Annotated in this window: 16 protein-coding genes; 4 read left to right on the forward strand and 12 right to left on the reverse strand. The window is 69.0% G+C overall.

Features of this window, described 5'->3' with window-relative positions; genetic code table 11:
* Together FEK34_RS05200 and FEK34_RS05205 are read right to left on the reverse strand one after the other, a co-directional pair.
* On the reverse strand, positions 1-999 hold the full coding sequence (locus FEK34_RS05200) for an alpha/beta hydrolase (protein WP_171048049.1): 999 nt from the start codon (positions 997-999) through the stop codon (positions 1-3).
* A 76-nt stretch (positions 1000-1075) separates the two neighbouring features.
* Entirely contained in the window at positions 1076-1897 is an 822-nt protein-coding gene (locus FEK34_RS05205) for a PhzF family phenazine biosynthesis protein (RefSeq protein WP_138446682.1), read from the reverse strand.
* A 165-nt stretch (positions 1898-2062) separates the two neighbouring features.
* Here FEK34_RS05205 and FEK34_RS05210 point away from each other — a divergent pair, with 165 nt between their 5' ends.
* Positions 2063-2650 (forward strand): maleylpyruvate isomerase family mycothiol-dependent enzyme, encoded by a 588-nt coding sequence (locus FEK34_RS05210; protein ID WP_138446683.1) that lies wholly within the window; start codon positions 2063-2065, stop codon positions 2648-2650.
* Between the two features lie 49 nt (positions 2651-2699).
* Here FEK34_RS05210 and acs read toward each other — a convergent pair whose 3' ends face one another.
* From acs to FEK34_RS29895, 9 genes are all read right to left on the reverse strand, one after another.
* On the reverse strand, positions 2700-4652 hold the full coding sequence (gene acs, locus FEK34_RS05215) for an acetate--CoA ligase (RefSeq protein WP_138446684.1): 1953 nt from the start codon (positions 4650-4652) through the stop codon (positions 2700-2702).
* A gap of 52 nt (positions 4653-4704) precedes the next feature.
* A complete protein-coding gene (locus FEK34_RS05220; RefSeq protein WP_138446685.1) occupies positions 4705-6342 on the reverse strand; it encodes a solute symporter family protein in 1638 nt (545 codons plus the stop codon).
* Positions 6339-6695 carry a DUF485 domain-containing protein gene (locus FEK34_RS05225; protein ID WP_138446686.1) on the reverse strand — a complete coding sequence of 119 codons (357 nt, stop codon included), beginning with the start codon at positions 6693-6695 and terminating at the stop codon, positions 6339-6341. The genes FEK34_RS05220 and FEK34_RS05225 overlap by 4 nt, the downstream gene beginning before the upstream one ends.
* 140 nt (positions 6696-6835) lie before the next feature.
* On the reverse strand, positions 6836-8596 hold the full coding sequence (locus FEK34_RS05230) for a cation acetate symporter (RefSeq protein WP_138446687.1): 1761 nt from the start codon (positions 8594-8596) through the stop codon (positions 6836-6838).
* Between the two features lie 18 nt (positions 8597-8614).
* A complete protein-coding gene (locus tag FEK34_RS05235) occupies positions 8615-8983 on the reverse strand; it encodes a hypothetical protein (protein WP_138446688.1) in 369 nt (122 codons plus the stop codon).
* Positions 8980-9753 (reverse strand): LytR/AlgR family response regulator transcription factor, encoded by a 774-nt coding sequence (locus FEK34_RS05240; protein WP_138446689.1) that lies wholly within the window; start codon positions 9751-9753, stop codon positions 8980-8982. Before FEK34_RS05240 ends, FEK34_RS05235 begins: the two co-directional genes overlap by 4 nt.
* Positions 9754-9929: 176 nt before the next feature.
* Positions 9930-11147 (reverse strand): sensor histidine kinase, encoded by a 1218-nt coding sequence (locus FEK34_RS05245; protein ID WP_138446690.1) that lies wholly within the window; start codon positions 11145-11147, stop codon positions 9930-9932.
* Positions 11148-11645: 498 nt separating this feature from the next.
* On the reverse strand, positions 11646-12092 hold the full coding sequence (locus FEK34_RS05250; RefSeq protein WP_138446691.1) for a hypothetical protein: 447 nt from the start codon (positions 12090-12092) through the stop codon (positions 11646-11648).
* A gap of 372 nt (positions 12093-12464) precedes the next feature.
* Positions 12465-12818, reverse strand: a complete 354-nt coding sequence (locus FEK34_RS29895) for a hypothetical protein (protein WP_171048027.1) — start codon at positions 12816-12818, stop codon at positions 12465-12467.
* On the opposite strand from FEK34_RS29895, the gene FEK34_RS05255 reads away from it, so the two are divergent.
* Complete coding sequence (locus FEK34_RS05255) at positions 12783-13601, forward strand: aminoglycoside phosphotransferase family protein (RefSeq protein ID WP_249358800.1); 819 nt, start codon at positions 12783-12785, stop codon at positions 13599-13601. The genes FEK34_RS29895 and FEK34_RS05255 overlap by 36 nt on opposite strands.
* 214 nt (positions 13602-13815) lie before the next feature.
* On the forward strand, positions 13816-14181 hold the full coding sequence (locus tag FEK34_RS30610) for a zf-TFIIB domain-containing protein (RefSeq protein ID WP_249358826.1): 366 nt from the start codon (positions 13816-13818) through the stop codon (positions 14179-14181).
* Here FEK34_RS30610 and dnaE read toward each other — a convergent pair.
* Positions 14178-17726 (reverse strand): DNA polymerase III subunit alpha, encoded by a 3549-nt coding sequence (gene dnaE / locus FEK34_RS05265; RefSeq protein WP_138446692.1) that lies wholly within the window; start codon positions 17724-17726, stop codon positions 14178-14180. The genes FEK34_RS30610 and dnaE overlap by 4 nt on opposite strands.
* A 291-nt stretch (positions 17727-18017) precedes the next feature.
* Here dnaE and FEK34_RS05270 point away from each other — a divergent pair, with 291 nt between their 5' ends.
* Positions 18018-19265, forward strand: coding sequence for a cytochrome P450 (locus FEK34_RS05270; protein ID WP_171048050.1), 1248 nt, complete (start codon positions 18018-18020; stop codon positions 19263-19265).
* The last annotated feature ends 8 nt before the right edge of the window (positions 19266-19273 follow it).

Genomic DNA, 19273 nt, shown 5'->3' on the forward strand with positions numbered 1-19273 from the left:
TCAGCTCACCTGCTCGTGGATCGGCGCGTCGGCCGCGGCCAGCGCCTCGGTGACGAAGGCCGCGGCCCGGCGCAGCGCCGGCGTCGCCTCGGGCACGAGCAGCGGCAGCGCCTGGAAGACGTGGATGCGGCCGGGCCACAGCTCCAACCGGCAGGTGTTCCCGGTCGCGGTGGCCATCCGCCACAGGTGACGGGCGTCGTCGGCCAGCATCTCCTCGGCCGCCGCCTGGACGAACAGCGGGGGCAGGGTCACGGCCGGCGGGATGGTCAACCGCAGCCGCGGGGAGTCCGCGGGTTCGTGCCGGGTGTAGAGCGCGATCATCCGGCGCCCGACCGGGGCCGGCGCCATCGGATCCGGGCGGCGCCGGTCCAGTTCCTCGGCCGCAGTCAAGGTCAGATCCATCAGCGGCGAGAACATGAACGCACCGGCGGGTTGCGCCGTCCCCGTCCTGGCGTTCTCCAGCAGCAGGTCGAGGGTGAGGTGGCAGCCGGCCGAATCGCCGCCCATGACGATGTTGTGGGCCTGGTACCCGTTCGCCAGCAGCCAGCGGTAGCCGGCGGCCACGTCGTCGGCGGCGGCCGGGAAGCGGTGCTCGGGCGCGAGCCGATAGTCGACGACGAACACCGGCAGCCCGGTCTCCTTCGACAGCCGCGACGCCAGCCCGCGGTGGGTGCGCGCCGAGCAGATCACATACCCACTGCCGTGCACGTAATAGATCACCCGCTCGCCCAGTGGCACCCCCGGTGCGCGCACCATCTCGCCGCGCACCCCGGCCGCTCGCACCGGCATCGTCGTAGTTCCCGGCACGGGCGGCCCGCCCAGCGCCATCACCGTCGCGATCAGGCCGCGACCTGCGCCGATGCCCCATCGGGTCGGCGGAAGGAGGCTGTTGATCTGCCGGATGCTCAGCACCGATCCGGTCGCCGCGAGGCGGGTCCGCAGGGACGCCGACCGCGGAACCGGGCGTGGCAAAGTCGCCGTTGACTTCGTTGTCACCATGCGCCAAGCATCAGCGCTGAATGCGCCATTTGTCAATGGCACATTCGTGACCGCCGTTAACGTGGCGGTGCGTTGCTCAGTCGTCCGGCAGCGTCACCACACCGTCCAGATAGCGGCGGCAGCGCCCGATCAGCAGCACCCGGTCGCCGACGAGCTCGGTGCGCAGCAGACCGCCGCGCCGCGAGAGCTGGCGGGCCGTCATCGTCGTGCGACCCAGTTCGCGACTCCACAGCGGTACCAGTTGCGCGTGCGCCGAGCCTGTCACCGGATCTTCCGGAACGCCGACGCCGGGCCCGAAGAACCGGGACACGAAGTCCACCTCGTCGCCGCGCGCGGTGACGATGGCGCCACGCGGCAGCGGCGGAAACCGGTCCAGCGCCGGACGCAGGGTGCGTACCTGCTGCTCACTGTCGACGACGATGACCGCGTCCGCGCCGGTATACGCACGCACCGGCCGCACGCCGAGCGCCGCCACCAGCACCGGATCTGGTTCGGTCTCGATGGACGGCACCACGGGCAGATCGAGCACGTATTCGTCGTCATCGGTGCGGTCGACGTGCAGCCAGCCGCTGCGGGTGTAGAAGCTGACCCGGTCGGCGCCGGGCGCGATGTCGGTGAGGATCTGCGCCGCGCTCGCCAACGTCGCGTGCCCGCACATGTCCACCTCCACCCGCGGGGTGAACCAGCGCAGGTGAAAAGCGGGCCAATCGCCGGGCGCCGGGCCCGCCTCGGCCGGTAACCCGGGGGTGTAGAAGGCCGTTTCGGCGAGGTTGTTCTCCTCGGCCAGATGTTGCAACAGCGCATCGGGCAGCCAGTTCGGCAGCGGCATCACCGCGGCCGGGTTTCCCGAGAACGGTGCGTCGGCGAACGCGTCGATCTGATGCAGCAGAACCTCCATGCGCAAGAAGGTACTCCAACTCTGAATAACCGCTTCGCGCAAGGTATCTCGGAGCCTCGCCAGGTCATGCGTCCACTTGGGTTCGGCGTCGCCGAGCGGCGAGCGATGATTTCGCCTGCCGTGCGCCGTCGATATCGGTGACACCCCTGCGAACCGGGAGAACCGATGACGGATCCTGACCTGATTTCGACGTGGTTGCGTGCGGAACGGCTGGCCTTCGCCGACTTCTTCGACGAGCTGACCGATGACGAATGGCAGCGCGAATCGCTGTGCCCGGGCTGGACCATCCACGATGTCCTCGCCCACATCGCCTCGGTCGACACCCTCGGATCCACCCTGGTGGGCCTGATCCGGGCCAGGGGCGATTGGGATCGGATGAATGCCGAAGCCGCGCGCCGGGTGTCGGCGCGCCACACACCCGCTGAGCTGATCGCGCAGCTGCGCGACTCGGCGGGATCCTCGCGACGCTCGCCCGGCGCCTCGCCCATGGATCCCTTGGCCGACATCATCGTGCACGAACAGGACGTGGCCCGCCCGCTCGGACGCACCCTGCACTCCCCGCCGGAACGGGTCGTTGCCGCGCTGGATCATGTGCTGGCCAGCCGGTTCTACGGTGCCCGCAAGCGGGTGCGTGGCCTGCGGCTGACCGCGACCGACACGGACTGGTCCGCCGGTGACGGGCCGGAGCAGGTGCGCGCTCCCGCGATCGATCTGCTGTTCCTGGCGACCGGGCGCGCGTTCTCCCGGACCTGACGGCGGACCCGATCCCCCTCACGGACCGGGTCCGCCGCCTGTCCCGGGATTACCCGCGGGCGATGGACTCGAACACGGTCGGATCGACCAGGGTGGAGGTGTCGCCGAGTTCGCGGCCCTCGGCGACGTCGCGCAGCAGCCGTCGCATGATCTTGCCGCTGCGGGTCTTCGGCAGCTCCGGCACGATGTGGATGTCGCGTGGCCGGGCGATCGGGCTGATCTGCTGGGACACTTCGGCTTTCAGCTGGGTGATCAGCGTGTCCCGGTCCTGCTCGCCCGAGCCGGCCTCGGCGGTGAGGATGGCGAAGGCGACGATGGCCTGGCCGGTGGTTTCGTCGCTGGCACCCACTACGGCGGCCTCGGCGACGGCGCTGTGGGAGACCAGCGCCGATTCCACCTCGGCGGTGGAGATGCGGTGGCCGGAGACATTCATGACGTCGTCGACGCGGCCGAGCACCCACAGGTCACCGTCGGCATCCCGCCGCGCGCCGTCACCGGCGAAGTACCACCCGGATTCGCGGAAGCGGTCCCAATAGGTCTCCTGGAATCGTTGCGGATCGTTCCAGATGCCGCGCAGCATCGACGGCCAGGGCTGGTCGAGGACCAGCAGGCCCGACCGGTCGCGGCCGAGTCCGGCGCCGTCGTCGTCGACCACACGTGCGGAGATGCCGGGCAGCGGGGTCATCGCGGCGCCGGGCTTGGTGGCGGTGACGCCGGGTAGCGGGGAGATCATGATCGACCCGGTTTCGGTCTGCCACCAGGTGTCCACGATGGGCGCGCTGCCGGAACCGATCACCTCGCGATACCACCGCCACGCTTCCGGGTTGATCGGTTCGCCGACCGAGCCCAGCACGCGGATCGAGGACAGATCGTGCGCGTCCGGGATCTGCCTGCCCCACTTCATGAACGTCCGGATCAATGTCGGCGCGGTGTAATAGATGGTCACCCCGTACTTTTCGATGATCTCGAAATGCCGGTGCTCGTTCGGCGAATTCGGCGTGCCTTCGTAGACGACTTGGGTGGCGCGGTTGGCGAGGGGGCCGTAGACGATGTAGCTGTGGCCGGTGACCCAGCCGATGTCGGCGGTGCACCAGTAGACGTCGGCGCCGGGTTTGTGGTCGAAGACGTAGTGGTGGGTGTAGGCGGTCTGAGTGAGGTAGCCGCCGCTGGTGTGCAGGATGCCTTTGGGTTTTCCGGTGGTGCCGGAGGTGTAGAGGATGAACAGGGGGTGTTCGGCGTCGAAGGGCTGAGCTTCGTGCTCGGGGGAAGCCTGGGCGACCGTCTCGTGCCACCACAGGTCGCGCCCCTCGGTCCACGGCACCTCGATCTCGGTGCGGCGCACCACCAGCACGTGTTCGACGGTGGTCTCGCCGGCCTCACCCAGCGCCTCGTCCACCGCGGCCTTCAGCGGTGCGGGCTTACCGCGCCGCCACTGCCCGTCGGTGGTGACCACCAGGCGCGCGCCGGCGTCGTCGACGCGCTGGCGCAGCGCGGCAGGCGAGAAACCGGCGAACACCACCGAATGCGTCAGGCCCAGCCGCGCACACGCCAGCATCGCCACAATGGCCTCGGGCACCATCGGCATATAGATGGCCACCCGATCCCCGGCGGCCAACCCCAGCTCGGTGAAATAGTTCGCCGCCCGGCTCACCTCGGCCAGCAGCTCGGCGTAGGTGATCGAGCGGGAATCACCCGGCTCACCCTCCCAGTGGATGGCGACCTGCTCGCCGTGGCCATCGAGCACATGCCGGTCGACGCAGTTGTAGGCCACATTGAGGGTGCCGTCGGCGAACCACTCCGCGTACGGCGCGTTGGACCAATCCAGCACCTGGTTCCACGGCCGGTCCCAATGCAACCGACGGGCCTGCTCGGCCCAGAACTCGAGCCGGTCCGCGGCCGCCCGGTCGTACAGGGCGGCACCGGCATTGGCGTTCGCGGCGAATTCGGCTGCGGGCGGGTAGGCGGCGGGGCTGTCGAGCTGGTCGACGGTGACGGTGGTCAACGCGAGTACTCCTAACGAATGAGCAAGGGGGACAACGGGGATCGGGTAGTGCTCAGTGCACCACCGCCTTCTCGGCGCCCACCCCGGTCAGCGAGCGCACCTCCATCTCGGCGGCCTTGGCGGGGTCCTCGCCGCCGCGGCGTCCGCCGTAGTAGGTGCCGGCGACACCGAGCGCGAAGGCCAGCGGGATGGACACGATGCCGGGATTGGACAGCGGGAACCAGGAGAAGTCCGAGCCCGGGATCATCGCCGACTTCGACCCGGAGACGGCGGGGGAGAACACGATCAGCACGATGGTCGAGATCAGGCCGCCGTACATGCTCCACAGCGCGCCGGTGGTGTTGAACCGCCGCCAGAACAGCGAGTACAGGATCGTCGGCAGATTCGCCGCCGCCGCCACCGCGAAGGCCAGCGCCACCAGGAAGGCGATGTTCTGGCCGTTGGCGAGGATGCCGAGACCGATGGCCAGCACGCCGATCACCACCGCGGTGATCCGCGAGACCCGCACCTGGGCGGCCTCATCGGCCTTGCCGCGCTTGAGCACGCTGGCGTAGATGTCATGGGCGAAGGAGGCCGACGCGGTGATCGTCAGCCCGGCCACCACCGCCAGGATGGTGGCGAAAGCGACCGCGGAGATCACCCCGAGCAGCAGCACACCGCCGAGTTCGAAGGCCAGCAGCGGGGCCGCCGAGTTCTGCCCACCGGCGGCGGCGAGGATCTTGTCCGGGCCGACGATGGCCGCCGCGCCGTACCCGAGCACCAGGGTGAACAGGTAGAACGCGCCGATCAGGGCAATCGCCCACACCACCGAGCGGCGCGCCTCCTTGGCCGTCGGCACGGTGTAGAAGCGCATCAGCACATGAGGCAGGCCCGCGGTGCCGAGCACCAGAGCCAGGCCGAGGGACAGGAAGTTCAGCTTCGACATCTCGCTGCCGCCGTACTGGGCGCCGGGGGCCAGCACATCGCGGGCGGCGACGGCGTCATTGGCCGAACCGCTCACCGCGGCCTGCGCGGAACCGAGGATGTCGGACAGGTTGAACCCGTACTTCGCGAACACCACCACCGTCATCACCGCGGCGCCGGTGATCAGCAGCACCGCCTTGATGATCTGCACCCAGGTGGTGCCCTTCATGCCGCCGACGAGCACGTAGACGATCATCAGCACACCCACCACCGCGATCACGATCGCCTGCCCGGACTTGCTGGAGATATCGAGCAGCAGCGCCACCAGACCGCCGGCACCGGCCATCTGCGCCAGCAGATAGAACAGCGAGACCGTCAGCGTCGTCAGCGCCGCCGCCGTGCGCACCGGACCCTGCTTCAACCGGAAACTGAGCACGTCGGCCATGGTGAATTTGCCGGTATTGCGCAGCATTTCGGCCACCAGCAGCAGCGCGACCAGCCACGCCACCAGGAAGCCGATGGAGTAGAGGAACCCGTCGTAGCCGTAGACCGCGATGGCGCCGGCGATACCGAGGAAGCTGGCCGCCGACAGATAGTCACCGGCGATGGCGATGCCGTTCTGCGGGCCGGAGAAGCCGCGCCCACCGGTGAAATAGTCGGCGGCGGTGGTGTTCTTACGGCTGGCGCGGATCACCACGACCATGGTGACGGCAACGAACAGCGCGAAAATGCTGATGTTGGCGACCGGATTGCCGACGGTGTCGGCGGCCAGATACTGCACGCTCATGCGGTGACCCCTTCGAGTTCCTCGCGAATGGCCGCGGCCCGCGGGTCGAGTTCCCGGTTGGCGAACCGGACATAGAGCCCGGTGATGACGAAGGTGGACACGAACTGCCCGAGGCCGAGCACCAGCCCGACATTGATATTGCCGAACAGCCTGGTGGCCATGAAGTCGTGCGCGTACGCGCCGAGCAGCACATACACCAGGTACCAGGTGAGGAACAGGGCGGTCATCGGGAAGACGAAGCGCCGCAAGCGGGTTCGCAGTTCCTGGAATTCCGGGCTCGCCTGCACCCGGACGAATTCCTCTGGTGTCGGGGTTCGCGGCGGGGGTGCGGCGTCGGTATCGGTTGTGGTCATCACCCGGTCCTAGCTGTGACGTGGCTTACGGTGTGCACCGAAGGTACGACCGGCCGCGCCCACAGAGAATGCTGTGGCCTGGGTCACTCGGCAGGCGTAGCCGACCGTGCGGTGAACGGTCGGATGCGTGCGACGAACGGTCAGCCCGCCGACAGCCCGCCTTCGCGGTCGGCGCCCATGCCGAGGCGTTCGGGGGCATGCAGGCGCACGAAGATGCGCGCGACGGTCAGCTCGTCCTGCCGCCGCGTCAGCAGGCTGACCACGATCATCGTCACGAACGCCAGCGGCACGCTGACGGCCGCCGGATAGCCGAGCAACGCCGCGGGCCAGCCACCGGCGAGCTCATCGGACACCCCGCCGAGCACCGACACCACCGTCGCCCCACCCGACGCAAGCCCACCGGCGACCAACCCGGCCACCGCGCCGGCGGCGGTGAGTCCACGCCACCAGATGCCGAGCACCAGCAGCGGGCACAGCGTCGAGGCCGCGACCGCGAACGCCAGGCCCACCGTCCGCGACAGATCCAGCGACACCACCGTCAGCGACAGGCCGAGCGGCACCGCCCCGGCCACCAGCGCCGCCGCCCGGAAATCGCGAATCCGCCCGCGCAGCACATCGGTACTGAGCACGCCCGCGATGCTGACCAGCAGCCCGGACGAGGTCGCGAGGAACGCCGCGATCGCCCCCGCGGCCGCCAGCGCCGCCAGCAGCTGACCGGGTAGGCCGTCGAGCACCGAACCGGGCAGCAGCAGCACCGCGGCGTCGGAGGTGCCGGTGATCAGCAGTTGCGGAACATACAGTCGCGCGAACACCCCGAGCAGGATCGGGAACAGATAGAACCCGCCGACCAGCCCGATCACCGCCAGCGCGGTGGCGCGGGCGGCGCGGCCGTCGGGGTTGGTGTAGAAGCGCACCAGCACATGCGGCAGGCCCATGGTGCCGAGGAAGGTGGCGATGATCAGCGAATACACCTGATAGAGCGGATGCGGGTCGCCGAAACCGCCGCCGGGCAGCAGCCAGGCCGCACCGTCGGCGGGCGCGCCCGCGACCACCGGGACCGTGGCGCCCGCGTCCAGGACGAGCCGGGTATCGGCGGCCAGTTCGTGTTCGCCGGGGCCCAGCTCGACCGGGCCGTCCACCGCGCGCCCGTCGACGGTGCCGGTGATCAGCACCCGCTGCGGCGCGTCGACCTGCACGATCACCGGCGTGGTGACCTCGACGGTCGTGCTCTGGGTGACCGTCGGCGGAGCGGGAGAGCCGACGGGCTGATGCGCGCCGAGGAAATGCCCCAGCAGCACCAGCGCGGGCAGCGCGACCGCGGTGAGTTTGAGCCAGTACTGGAAGGCCTGCACCAGCGTGATCGACCGCATGCCGCCGCCCACCACATTGGCGATCACGATCGCGCCGACCGCCACCGCACCCACCCACCCGGGCACCCCGAGCAGAATCCGCAGCGTCAGGCCCGCGCCCTGGAACTGCGGAATCAGATACACCCCGCAGATCAGCACCACCACCAGCGCCGCGAGCCGGCGCAAACGCAGTGAGCCGAGCCGGAACTCGGCGAAATCGGGCACCGTATAGGCACCCGACCGCCGCAGCGGCGCCGCCACGAACATCAGCAGCCCCACATAGCCCGCGGTGAAGCCCACCGGATACCACAGCGCGTCCGCGCCGTACTTCGCGATCAGGCCCGCGACGCCGAGAAACGAGGCCGCCGAAAGGTATTCACCCGAGACCGCCGCCGCATTCCAACGCGGCCCGACACTGCGGGAGGCCACCAGGAAATCGGAGGTGGTGCGCGCCAGCCGGACCCCATAGCCGCCGATGATCACCGTCGCGGCCGCCGCCAGCAGCAGCGCCGCCACCGTCAGCCAGGTCCCGGCCGTCGACGTCTGCGTCATCTTGGGTCCCCGGCCATCTCAATCCTCGGCCAGTTCGAGGAAATCGTGCTCATTGCGCTCGGCCAGCCGCAGATAGAGCCCGCCGATCCCGTACAGCGCCGGAAAGGCCGCCACCCCCAACAGCAGCCACGGCAGCCGGATCCCGAGCACGTCGGCCCGGGCGAGGGATTCGATGCCGAACAGCAGCGGCAGCGCACCGAGGACCGCCACCGTCACCAGGGCCAGGCGCAGTGCGAGGCCAAGCTGAGCCCGGATGAGCCCGCCGATCAAGGCGGCCCCGATCTCGGTCTGCTCGGCCACTTCCATCCTGGTGTGCACCCGCCGCGCGCCGCGCCGCTCGGCCAGCACAACCCGTTCCCGCGGCGGACGCGGCTGCGGTCCCGTCATCGGCCGGTCCAGGTCTGGCGTGGGCCGCGGACCAGCCGCTGTTTGAGCTCACGCACCTGACGGCGGCTGACCGGCAGCTCGACCGCCGCCGCGTCACCCTCGCCGCGCAGGCACACCACCGTGCCGCTTCCGACCGTGCGCAACCCCGTCACCTGCCGCAACGCCACCAGATACGAGCGGTGCACCCGCAGGAACCCGGCGTCCTGCCAGCGCGCCTCCAGCGCCGACAGCGGAATCCGCACCAGATGCGAGCCCGCGCTGGTGTGCAACCGGGCGTAATCGCCGTCGGCCTCCACCCAGCTCACGGTGGAGCGGTGCACGAGCGTGGTGACGCCGGCGAGCTCGACCGGGATCACCTCGTTGGTATCGGCCTCCGGTGCGGCCTCGGCCTCGGGTGTCGCGGTGGCGGCGCGTGCGGCGGCGATGCGGCGCACGGCCTCGGCCAACCGGGCCTCGCGCAGCGGTTTGAGCAGATAGTCCACCGCGCCGAGGTCGAAGGCGGCGACGGCCTTGTCATCATGGGCGGTCACGAACACCACCGCGGGCGGGCTGGCGAACTCCGACAGGATTCCGGCCAGCTCCATCCCATCCAGGCCGGGCATGTTGATATCGAGGAACACCGCGTCCACCGGGTTCGCCCGCAGCAACCGCAGCGCGCTGGTGGCATCGCCCGCGGCGTGGATCTCACCCACCGCCGGTTGCGCGCGCAGCAGGTAGACGAGTTCGTCCAGGGCCGGCTTCTCATCGTCGACGGCCAGCACCCGCAGCATCGCCAGCCCCTTCCGGTGTCCTACATCACAGCCCAACCATCGTAGACAGTGGGAAATGGGGAGCGGGCACCCTCTGGCGCAGTGGGGCCCGCACCGAGAGGTCGTCCGCGCGCCGGACACCCGTAGCGCGGGCTATAGCCGGCCGGCTCCGAGTCCACCGCCGAATGCGGCACCATTCACGCCTGAATTCCGGCGCGGAACTTCGGCACCCGCATACTGACCTTCGTCCCCGCACCGGGCGCGGTCTCGACCACCAGCCCGTAGTCGTTGCCGAACGCGGCCCGCAGGCGGTCGTCCACATTGGCCAGCCCCACATGCGCCGATTCGCTGGAAGCGGTGGCGCCGGAACCGGATTCGACGGCGTCGAGGGCGCCCGAGCGCAGCAGTTCCGGGTCCATGCCCGCCCCGTCGTCCTCGACGCTGATCACACAGTCGGTACCCGCGTCGGCGGCCACGATGCTGACGGTGCCGCCGGTCGCCGAACCGGCCAGTCCGTGCCGGACCGCGTTCTCCACCAGCGGTTGCAGCGCGAGAAACGGCAGCACCACACCCAGCACCTCCGGCGCGATCTGCAACTTCACCTGGAGCGCATCGCCGAAGCGGGCTCGCTCCAGCGCCAGATACCGTTCGATATTGCGCAATTCGTCGGCCAGCACGGTGTATTCGCCCGCCGCCCGGAACGAGTAGCGGGTGAAGTCGGCGAACTCCAGGATCAGCTCGCGCGCCCGTGCGGGGTCGGTGCGCACGAACGAGGCGATGGTGTTGAGCGCGTTGTAGATGAAATGCGGGCTGATCTGCGCCCGCAGCGCCCGCACCTCGGCCCGGTCCAGCCGCGCCCGCGAGGCGTCGAGCTCGGCGAGTTCCAGCTGCCCGCAGGCATAGCGGGCCACTTCGGCGACCGCGCCGAGCGTGCCCGGACCCGGGGTGCCGGTGGTGACGACGCCGAGCGCCCCCACCACGCCGGTGCCCTCGATGATCAGCGGCTGCGCGATGAGCGTCCGTCCCGCGTGCTCATTGGCCCGCGCCCGCGCCTGCCCGCCCGGACCACCGACGAGCACCGGCCGCTCACCATTGACCGCCCGCTGCGCCGCCTCGCTGAACTGCTCGGCCAGATCGGCATGCGGACCGTCCCAGGCCAGCAGCGCACCGTCCGCGTCGGCCACCCCGAGTGCTTCGGCCCCGGTCAGTGCACGCAGGTACGGCGCCGCTTCGGCCGCCGACTTCTCATCGAGCCCGCGCCGCAGCGGCCGGGCCGCCAGCGAAGCGGTGTGCAGGGCGGTATGTACCGCCCGTTCGGCCGGAGTCGTCACGACGCGCCGGGTCCGCGACCAGATCAACAATGCCACCACGAGCGTTACCGTGGCAGCCGCGATCGCGATGATTGTGGTGGTCATGCGCGGGTGTAGTCGCTGGGAAGGCTGAGACCGCCACGCCGGGGCTGGTCGGTGTCGGGCGTGGTCCGGTGCCTGTCCCGCATGGCCGGGTGTGCCGCGTGTGTGGGGTGGTTGGTGTCAGGCGTGGTCGGGTGCCTGTCGCGTACGGCCAGGTATCCCAGACGCATGGACCGTCTTCCGCCGAGCCGGGGTGAGCCGAGGCGTCGACCCTGCCTGTCGTGCACATCGTGCACACCCGATCGCGCGAGCAGCCCCGCCTGACGATGACCGTTCATGTCCTGATTGTGCCGCTGATCATCGGCCAGGGCTCCGGTCCGGTGTCGCCACGCCCAGATCGTCGCGTACCGAGCGCAGGGCGGAGCCGGCCCGCGCGGGTCGGCGAATGCGCGGGCTGCCCACTCCGGGAACTAGGCCGTGGAGGATGGTGCGCCACCGGTGGTGGCGACGGTGCGGGCCACCGCGTTCTTCTCGCGCCCGTTCGGAGAGGATTCGTACCGCTCAGCCCTGGTACTCGGCGACGGTGAACTCGATAGCCCCCGGCTCGGGCACATGCGCCGCACCGATGGTGACCGTCGCCGAGAACTTCCCGATCCCCGGCGCGAACAGGGCGGATTTCCCGTCGTTCATCCAGTATCCGGGCCCGTGCGGCGTCTGCGTCTTGCTGCCGGTCTCACCGGTCTCCAGATTGCGCCAGTTCAGCGTGACCGGCAGCTGGCAGTCGCCGACGCCCCACATGGTCGAGGCGACCGTGAACGCGGCGTGTTCGGGGTAGGCGTCGCCATTGACCGATGCCTCGACCTGCGCCACGCATAGCCCTTGGGTCAGCGAATAGACGGTCTGGAACGTCCCACCGTTCACCGCCGCCGCGGGCGCCGCGGTCACGGCAAGTGCGGCCGCGGCGAGAACGGAGGCCGCCGGAACGGCGAAAGCGAGCTTGCTAGTCATCATCGACCACCTCGAGGGCTCGTCATGGATGGATCACGCTTGCTGCCGGGCGACGCTACCAGCGGGCGGGACGGTGTCAGGGTGAATTCGCGATGGCCGCAGCGGCCTTCCCGGCATCGACGCCGGGCAGCCACTCCGTACCTGCATCGTGCGGCAGCGGTAGCCGAACGCAACCGGGCCGAGGCAGGGCTGAGAGGACGGCGCGACCACAGCTGCATCGTCGGCGCCGAGGTGCGGCCGATCACTTGGGTAGCCTTCGTCGACGGCACGGCAGATGTCCGTGCCCGAAGGTCGCGTATGGCGGAATCGGCGCGTGGGTGCGCGGTCGACCCGCCAGGGGAGAAGTCGATGGTGTCGGGCGAAGACGCTGTGTTATCGGGCGAGCGTGCCGGGGTGCCGGGCGTGGATGCCGTGGCGCCGGGCGAGGACGTTGTGGCGCCGGGCGAGGACGTTGTGGCGCCGGGCGGCGATGTTGTGATGCCGGCCGAAGGTGCCGTGGTGCCGGGCGGCGAGAGTGTCGTAGCCCGCCACGGGGACGCCGTGGCCCTCGACGACGATCCAGTCGCGTGTTCGGCTTACACCGTTCGGTCTGCACACGGGCCTGAACTGCTGACCGCGATGACCGAGATCGCCTGGCGGACGGGCGCTTCCGGAGCAGTCGAGCTGCTGGCCGACCGTGTGGATGCACTCGTGATCCGTGTGGGCGACGTCGTCGTCAAAGCGCACCCCGCGGACTCCGACGCCTCCGCCCTGCGAGCACGGCTGCGCGCAGCCGATTCGCCGGCTCTGCGATCGGTGCTGCTCGCCCCGATCCCCGTCGACGGTGACGTGCTACTGACACACGATCGCAGGCCGATCACGGTGTGGCCGTTCGGCTCACCGGTAGACCCGGACGCGCCCGACTCCGCCCCCTGGGAATCGGCCGCGTGGTTGCTCGCCACCCTGCACGCCGCACCTGTCCACGACTACCGCGACCTCCCTCCCGCTGGCGGGCCGGCCCGGGTCCGCCGGGCGATGCGCCGACTGCACAACGCAGGCCACACCGCCGATGCCACGGCAGCGGCAGTGGTACGCCGAGCTTTCGACACTCTCCCCGAATTGAACTGTGCGCCAACCGCACTCACACATGGCGATTTCCACCTCGGCCAGCTGGTCCGCCCCGCCGACGGCGACTGGCGGCTGATCGACCTCGACGATCTCGGCCTCGGCGACCCCGCGTGGGACCTCGCCCGCCCCGCCGCCTTCTTCGCCGCAGGCATCCTCGATCCGGCCGCCTGGAACCGCTTCCTGACCGCCTATCGCGCGGCGGGCGGACCAGCCGTCCCACCCGACGGCGACATCTGGCCGGCCCTGGATCTCCCGGCCCGCGCCGTCGTCGTCCAGGCCGCGGCCTTGGCGGTGGCATCGGGCCGGCCGCTGGACGATCTGGACACCGCGCTCGTCGACACCTGTCGGCGCCTCACCGAAACCCCCGTCCCTGAACCGATCTCATCAGCGGCGGCGCGCTGAGACTCAGGCCTCGAGCAGACCCCATCGTCCGCAGCGACGCGCTGATGCGCACGCCCTGCGCAGATCGCATCGTCGTCCACGCGCTGACGCCCGTGCCACATGATGCCCGAGAACCCTTCTCCGACCACGTCGCGACAACAGATTGCCGTCTCTGCATGGAACCGCTGAACCCGGTAACGTGACCGCCATGCAGTGTCCGAAATGTCGTGGAATGATGCAGACGTACAACCGCAGCGGGGTGCATATCGAGCAGTGCGGTCACTGCCGGGGGATCTTCCTGGACTATGGCGAGCTCGAGAACCTGACCCGGCTGGAAGCGGGTTACGCGGCCCCGCCGCCGCCCCCGCCCGCCGCACCGGCACCCGCCTGGGGCGCTCCCGCCCCGCATTACCGCCACGGGCGCACCACTATCAGCACCGCGGTTTCGGCAAGATGCTGTTCTCCTCCTGAGCTTCCCACCCTCGCGCGAGGTACGGCAATCCGGTTCTCGCGCAGCACACCTCATCGCCCGGGCTTCGATGACCGCACGGTATCGAGCCCGGGCGAACACGTCTCAGGCCACGGTGCCCGAGGGTTCTAACTCGTCAGGCACCCCGGCCCGAGCAACGCCTTCAGATCACCCATCAGCGCCGACGACGGCGAAACGCGCAGGCTGTCATCCACTTTCAGCAAGGTCGTCTTGTCACGCGCGCCCACATGCCGCAGGTGCACATCGGAGGTGCCCGGGTGGCTGGACAGCACCCGCTTGAGCGCCGACACCTTTTCCGGGGTGCACATGCGGGTCGGGATCGTGACGGCGAGCGGTTTGGCGACACCGATGGCCGACAGGTCCGGCACGACGAGATCGTTGGCGATCAACGAGATCCGGTCGTCGCGCACCGAGACTCGCGCCTTCACCAGCACCACCGCGTCCTCGACGACGTCCATGCCGTACACCGAATACGCCTGCGGGAAGAACAGCACCTCCACGCCACCGGTGAGGTCTTCGAGCTGGGCCGACGCCCACGCCAGGCCGTTCTTGTTGATGCGGCGGTTCACCGAGGCGAGAATGCCGCCGATGGTGACCTGCTGACCGTCCTTGACCTCACCTTCGAGGATGGTCGGAATCGGCGTATCCACTTGGGCGGCAAGCACATGCTCCACCCCGTTGAGCGGATGCCCGGACACGTACAGGCCGAGCATCTCGCGCTCCAGGGCGAGCTTGTGCTTGGTCTCCCATTCCTCGTCGGGCACCTTCACGTTGAACACCGACGCCACCGAATCGTCGTCGTCCATGCCGCCGAACAGGTCGAACTGACCCATCGCCTCGGCCTTCTTTGTGGACATCACCGCGTCGATGGCATCGGAGTGGATCAGCATCAGGCCCTTGCGTGGATGCCCGAGCGAATCGAAAGCGCCTGCCTTGATGAGGGATTCGGTGACCTTCTTGGTGCAGGCGATGGCGTCGATCTTGTTCAGGTAATCGGAGAAGTCGGTGAACTTCGACTTCTCCTTGCGCGCGGCGATGATCGACGACACCACGTTCGCGCCGACATTGCGCACCGCGCCGAGCCCGAAGCGGATATCGGTGCCGACCGAGGCGAAGTTCTGTTCGGATTCGTTGACGTCCGGCGGCAGCACGGTGATGCCGAGCTTGCGGCAATCCGACAGGTAGATCGCGGCCTTGTCCTTGTCGTCGCCGACGGAGGTGAGCAGGCCCGCCATGTATTCGGCCGGATAGTTGGCCTTGAGGTAGGCGGTCCAGAACGAGACCAGGCCGTAGCCGGCGGCATGGGATTTGTTGAACGCGTAGCCGGCGAACGGCAGAATCGTGTCCCACAGCGCCTTGATGGCGGGCTTGGAGAAACCGTTGTCCAGCATGCCGCGCTCGAAACCTTCGTACTCGGCCTCCAGTACCTCGGCCTTCTTCTTACCCATGGCGCGGCGCAGAATATCGGCTCGGCCGAGGGAGTACCCGGCCACCTTCTGCGCGATCTGCATGATCTGTTCCTGATAGACGATCAGGCCGTAGGTGTCGGCCAGGATCTCCTTCAGCGGCTCTTCCAGCTCCGGGTGGATCGGCTTGACTTCTTGGCGCCCGTTCTTGCGGTCGGCGTAGTCGTTGTGCGCGTTCATGCCCATCGGGCCGGGGCGATACAGCGCGAGGACGGCGACGATGTCTTCGAAGCCGGTGGGCTGCATGCGGCGCAGCAGATCGCGCATGGCGCTGCCGTCGAGCTGGAACACCCCGAGGGTGTCGCCGCGGGCCAGCAGTTCGTAGGTGGGCGGATCGTCGAGCGGCAGATGATCCATATCCAGATCGATGCCGCGGTTGGCCTTGATGTTGTCGAGCGCGTCACCGATGACGGTGAGGTTGCGCAGGCCGAGGAAGTCCATCTTCAGCAGGCCGATGGCCTCACACGACGGATAGTCCCAGCCGGTGATGATGGCGCCGTCCTGGGCCCGCTTCCACACCGGGATGGCGTCGGTGAGCGGCTCGGAGGACATGATGACCGCGCAGGCGTGCACACCGGCGTTGCGGATCAGGCCTTCCAGTCCGCGCGCGGTCTCGTAGATCTTGGCGATGTCGGGGTTGTTGTTGATGAGTTCACGGACCTCGGCGGCTTCCTTGTAGCGCTCGTGGTCCGGGTCGGTGATGCCCGACACCGAGATGTCCTTGGCCATGATCGGCGGCGGCAGCGCCTTGGTGATCTGATCGGCGATGGCGAAGCCGGGCTGGCCGAACAGCACCCGCGCGGAGTCCTTGATCGCGGCCTTGGTCTTGATGGTGCCGAAGGTGATGACCTGCGCGACGCGGTCGCTGCCCCATTTCTCGGTGGCGTAGCGGACCATTTCACCGCGGCGGCGATCGTCGAAGTCGATATCGATATCGGGCATCGACACGCGCTCGGGGTTGAGGAATCGCTCGAACAGCAGTCCGTGCGGGATGGGGTCGATATTGGTGATGCCCATCGCGTAGGCCACCAGCGAACCGGCGGCCGAACCACGGCCGGGGCCGACCCGGATGCCGACCTCGAGGGCGTGGTTGATCAGGTCGCCGACGACGAGGAAGTAGGCCGGGAAGCCCATCTCACAGATGACGTTCAGCTCGTACTCGGCGCGGCTGATGTATTCGGGCGGGACCCCGTCGGGGAATCGGCGCTCCAGGCCGCGCATGACCTCTTTGTGCAGCCAGCTGGCCTGCGTCTCGCCCTCGGGCACCGGGAAGACCGGCATCCGGTCGCGGTGTTGCCACACATCGTCGTAGGACTGCACCCGCTCACCGATGAGCACCGTGTTGTCGCAGGCGCCGGGGACCTCCTCGTCCCAGATCGCACGCATCTCGGCAGCGGATTTGAGGTAGTAGCCGTCACCGTCGAATTTGAAGCGGGTGGGGTCCGACAGCGTCTTGCCGGTCTGAATGCACAGCAGCGCTTCGTGATTGGTGGACTGGTCCTTGGTGACGTAATGGCAGTCGTTGGTGGCCAGCGGCGGGATGCCGAGCTTCTTGCTGATCTCGAGCAGGCCCTCGCGCACCCGCCGTTCGATGGACAGGCCGTGGTCCATCACTTCCAGGAAGAAGTTCTCCGGGCCGAAAATTTCCTGCCACTTGGCGGCGGCTTCGAGCGCTTCGCGTTCGTGACCCAGACGCAACCGGGTCTGCACCTCGCCGGACGGGCAGCCGGTGGTGGCGATGATGCCCTCGGCGTACTGGGCGATGAGCTCTTCGTCCATGCGCGCCCATTTGCCGAGCTGGCCTTCGATCGAGGCGAGCGAGGACAGCTTGAACAGATTGCGCAGGCCGGTCGCGTTCTCGGCGACCATGGTCATATGGGTGTAGGCACCCGAACCGGAGACGTCGTCGCCCTTCTGGCTGGGATCACCCCACTGCACGCGCTTGGTGTCGAACCGGGAGCCGGGCGCGATGTAGGCCTCGATCCCGATGATCGGTTTGATGCCCGCCTTCTTCGCGGAGTTGTAGAACTCCGAGGCGCCGTACATGTTGCCGTGGTCGGTCATCCCGACCGCCGTCATGCCCAACCGGTTGGCCTCGGCGAACAGCGGCGAGATCTTGGCCGCGCCGTCGAGCATCGAGTACTCGGTGTGGTTGTGCAGGTGAACGAACGATCCGGACGAGTCGGCCAAGACGGTCCTTCCTCCCAAGGTCTCGACGGGGGTTGGCGGATCAGATTCTAGGCCGGGGGTACGACATCCCCGGACAGGCTCTCCGCCGGGGAGACCGACGTCGCACCCCACTCGGCGTGTCGTCGGAAAGGCGTGGTCGGCGCGTCGTGAATGGGACACGGCGCGACTGAGACACCCGGGTGGCGGCTACCGATGCCGCCGGTCTACCTATCGGCGCATCCTCGGTCCGTCCGACCGCGCCGAACGGCCCGGTCATGGCGTCGACGCCGGTCTATCAGGGGAGCTTCACCGTTGCACATCTCGCCCGAACCCGTTCGTACCGGACAGTGCCCGGTGCCCCATCACAGCTCACCGGTGCATACCGATCACGACCGGGTCCGGCTCTACACTCCCGAATTCGCCACCGATCCGCACCAGGCCTACCGGGAGATGCGCGACAGGTACGGGTCGATCGTGCCGGTGGAGCTGGCGCCGGGGGTGCCGGCGACGCTGGTGGTCGGCTACCGGGTCGCGGTGCGGATCCTGCACGATCCGGACCATTTCCCGGCCGATCCGCGCGCCTGGCAGCGGCGCATCGATCCCGGCTGCCCGGTGCTGGCGATCCTGGCCTGGCGGCCCAATGCCCTGCGCAGCGCGGGCGCCGAGCACGAGCGTTACCGGCGCGCGGCCACCGCGGGCATCGACGGTGTCGACCTGCACCGGCTCCACGACACGGTGGAACGGATCGCCATCTCGCTCATCGATACCTTCTGCAGCGCCGGCGCCGCCGATCTGCTCCGCGACTATGCCGCACCGCTGGCGTTCCAGGCGATCAACGCGCTGCTGGGGTGCCCGCCGGAGATCGGCAACGAGATCGCGGCCGCGACCGCGGCCATCTTCGAGGGCGTCGACACCGCACAGGCCGACCTGCGGCTGGCCGCGGCGATCCTGCGGCTGATCGAACGCAAGCGCGCCGAACCAGCCGACGACATCACCTCCCGGCTGATCGCGCATCCGGCCGCGTTCACCGACGAGGAGCTCATCCATCAGCTCGGCATCCTCTACGGCGCGGGCACCGAGCCGACGCTGAACCTGATCACCAACTCGCTGCTGTTGATGGTCACCGACGAACGCTTCGCCGGCAGCATGCTCGACGGCAGCCTGTCCACCCGCGACGCCCTCGACGAGGTGCTGTTCCACGATCCGCCGATGGCCAACTTCAGCGTCACCTATCCGCGTCAGCCCGTCCTGATCGACAACACCTGGCTGCCCGCCGACCAGCCGGTGGTGATCGGCCTGGCCGCCTGCAACAACGATCCCGAGATCGGGGCGGGCCCGGTCACCGGCAACCGGTCGCATCTGGCGTGGGGTGCGGGGCCGCATGCCTGCCCGGCCAAGGACGTGGCCTATCTGATCGCGCAGGACGCCGTCGACCAGTTGCTCGACGCGCTGCCTGACGTGCGACTGGCCGTGCCGGTGTCCGAATTGTCCTGGCGGCCAGGGCCGTTCCATCGGGCCCTGGCCGCACTGCCGGTCGTCTTTCCCGCATCCCCGTCGTGACCGCCGAC

Origin of the sequence: Nocardia cyriacigeorgica, assembly GCF_005863245.1 — a bacterium.
In the GTDB taxonomy this organism is placed as follows: domain Bacteria; phylum Actinomycetota; class Actinomycetes; order Mycobacteriales; family Mycobacteriaceae; genus Nocardia; species Nocardia cyriacigeorgica_C.

Excerpts from the sequence above, each read along its gene's own strand:
- FEK34_RS05200 (WP_171048049.1), bottom strand. The coding sequence starts at position 999 with ATGGTGACAACGAAGTCAACGGCGACTTTGCCACGCCCGGTTCCGCGG.
- FEK34_RS05205 (WP_138446682.1), bottom strand. The coding sequence starts at position 1,897 with ATGGAGGTTCTGCTGCATCAGATCGACGCGTTCGCCGACGCACCGTTC.
- FEK34_RS05210 (WP_138446683.1), top strand. The coding sequence starts at position 2,063 with ATGACGGATCCTGACCTGATTTCGACGTGGTTGCGTGCGGAACGGCTG.
- FEK34_RS05220 (WP_138446685.1), bottom strand. The coding sequence starts at position 6,342 with ATGAGCGTGCAGTATCTGGCCGCCGACACCGTCGGCAATCCGGTCGCC.
- FEK34_RS05225 (WP_138446686.1), bottom strand. The coding sequence starts at position 6,695 with ATGACCACAACCGATACCGACGCCGCACCCCCGCCGCGAACCCCGACA.
- FEK34_RS05230 (WP_138446687.1), bottom strand. The coding sequence starts at position 8,596 with ATGACGCAGACGTCGACGGCCGGGACCTGGCTGACGGTGGCGGCGCTG.
- FEK34_RS05235 (WP_138446688.1), bottom strand. The coding sequence starts at position 8,983 with ATGACGGGACCGCAGCCGCGTCCGCCGCGGGAACGGGTTGTGCTGGCC.
- FEK34_RS05240 (WP_138446689.1), bottom strand. The coding sequence starts at position 9,753 with ATGCTGCGGGTGCTGGCCGTCGACGATGAGAAGCCGGCCCTGGACGAA.
- FEK34_RS05245 (WP_138446690.1), bottom strand. The coding sequence starts at position 11,147 with ATGACCACCACAATCATCGCGATCGCGGCTGCCACGGTAACGCTCGTG.
- FEK34_RS05250 (WP_138446691.1), bottom strand. The coding sequence starts at position 12,092 with ATGACTAGCAAGCTCGCTTTCGCCGTTCCGGCGGCCTCCGTTCTCGCC.
- FEK34_RS30610 (WP_249358826.1), top strand. The coding sequence starts at position 13,816 with ATGCAGACGTACAACCGCAGCGGGGTGCATATCGAGCAGTGCGGTCAC.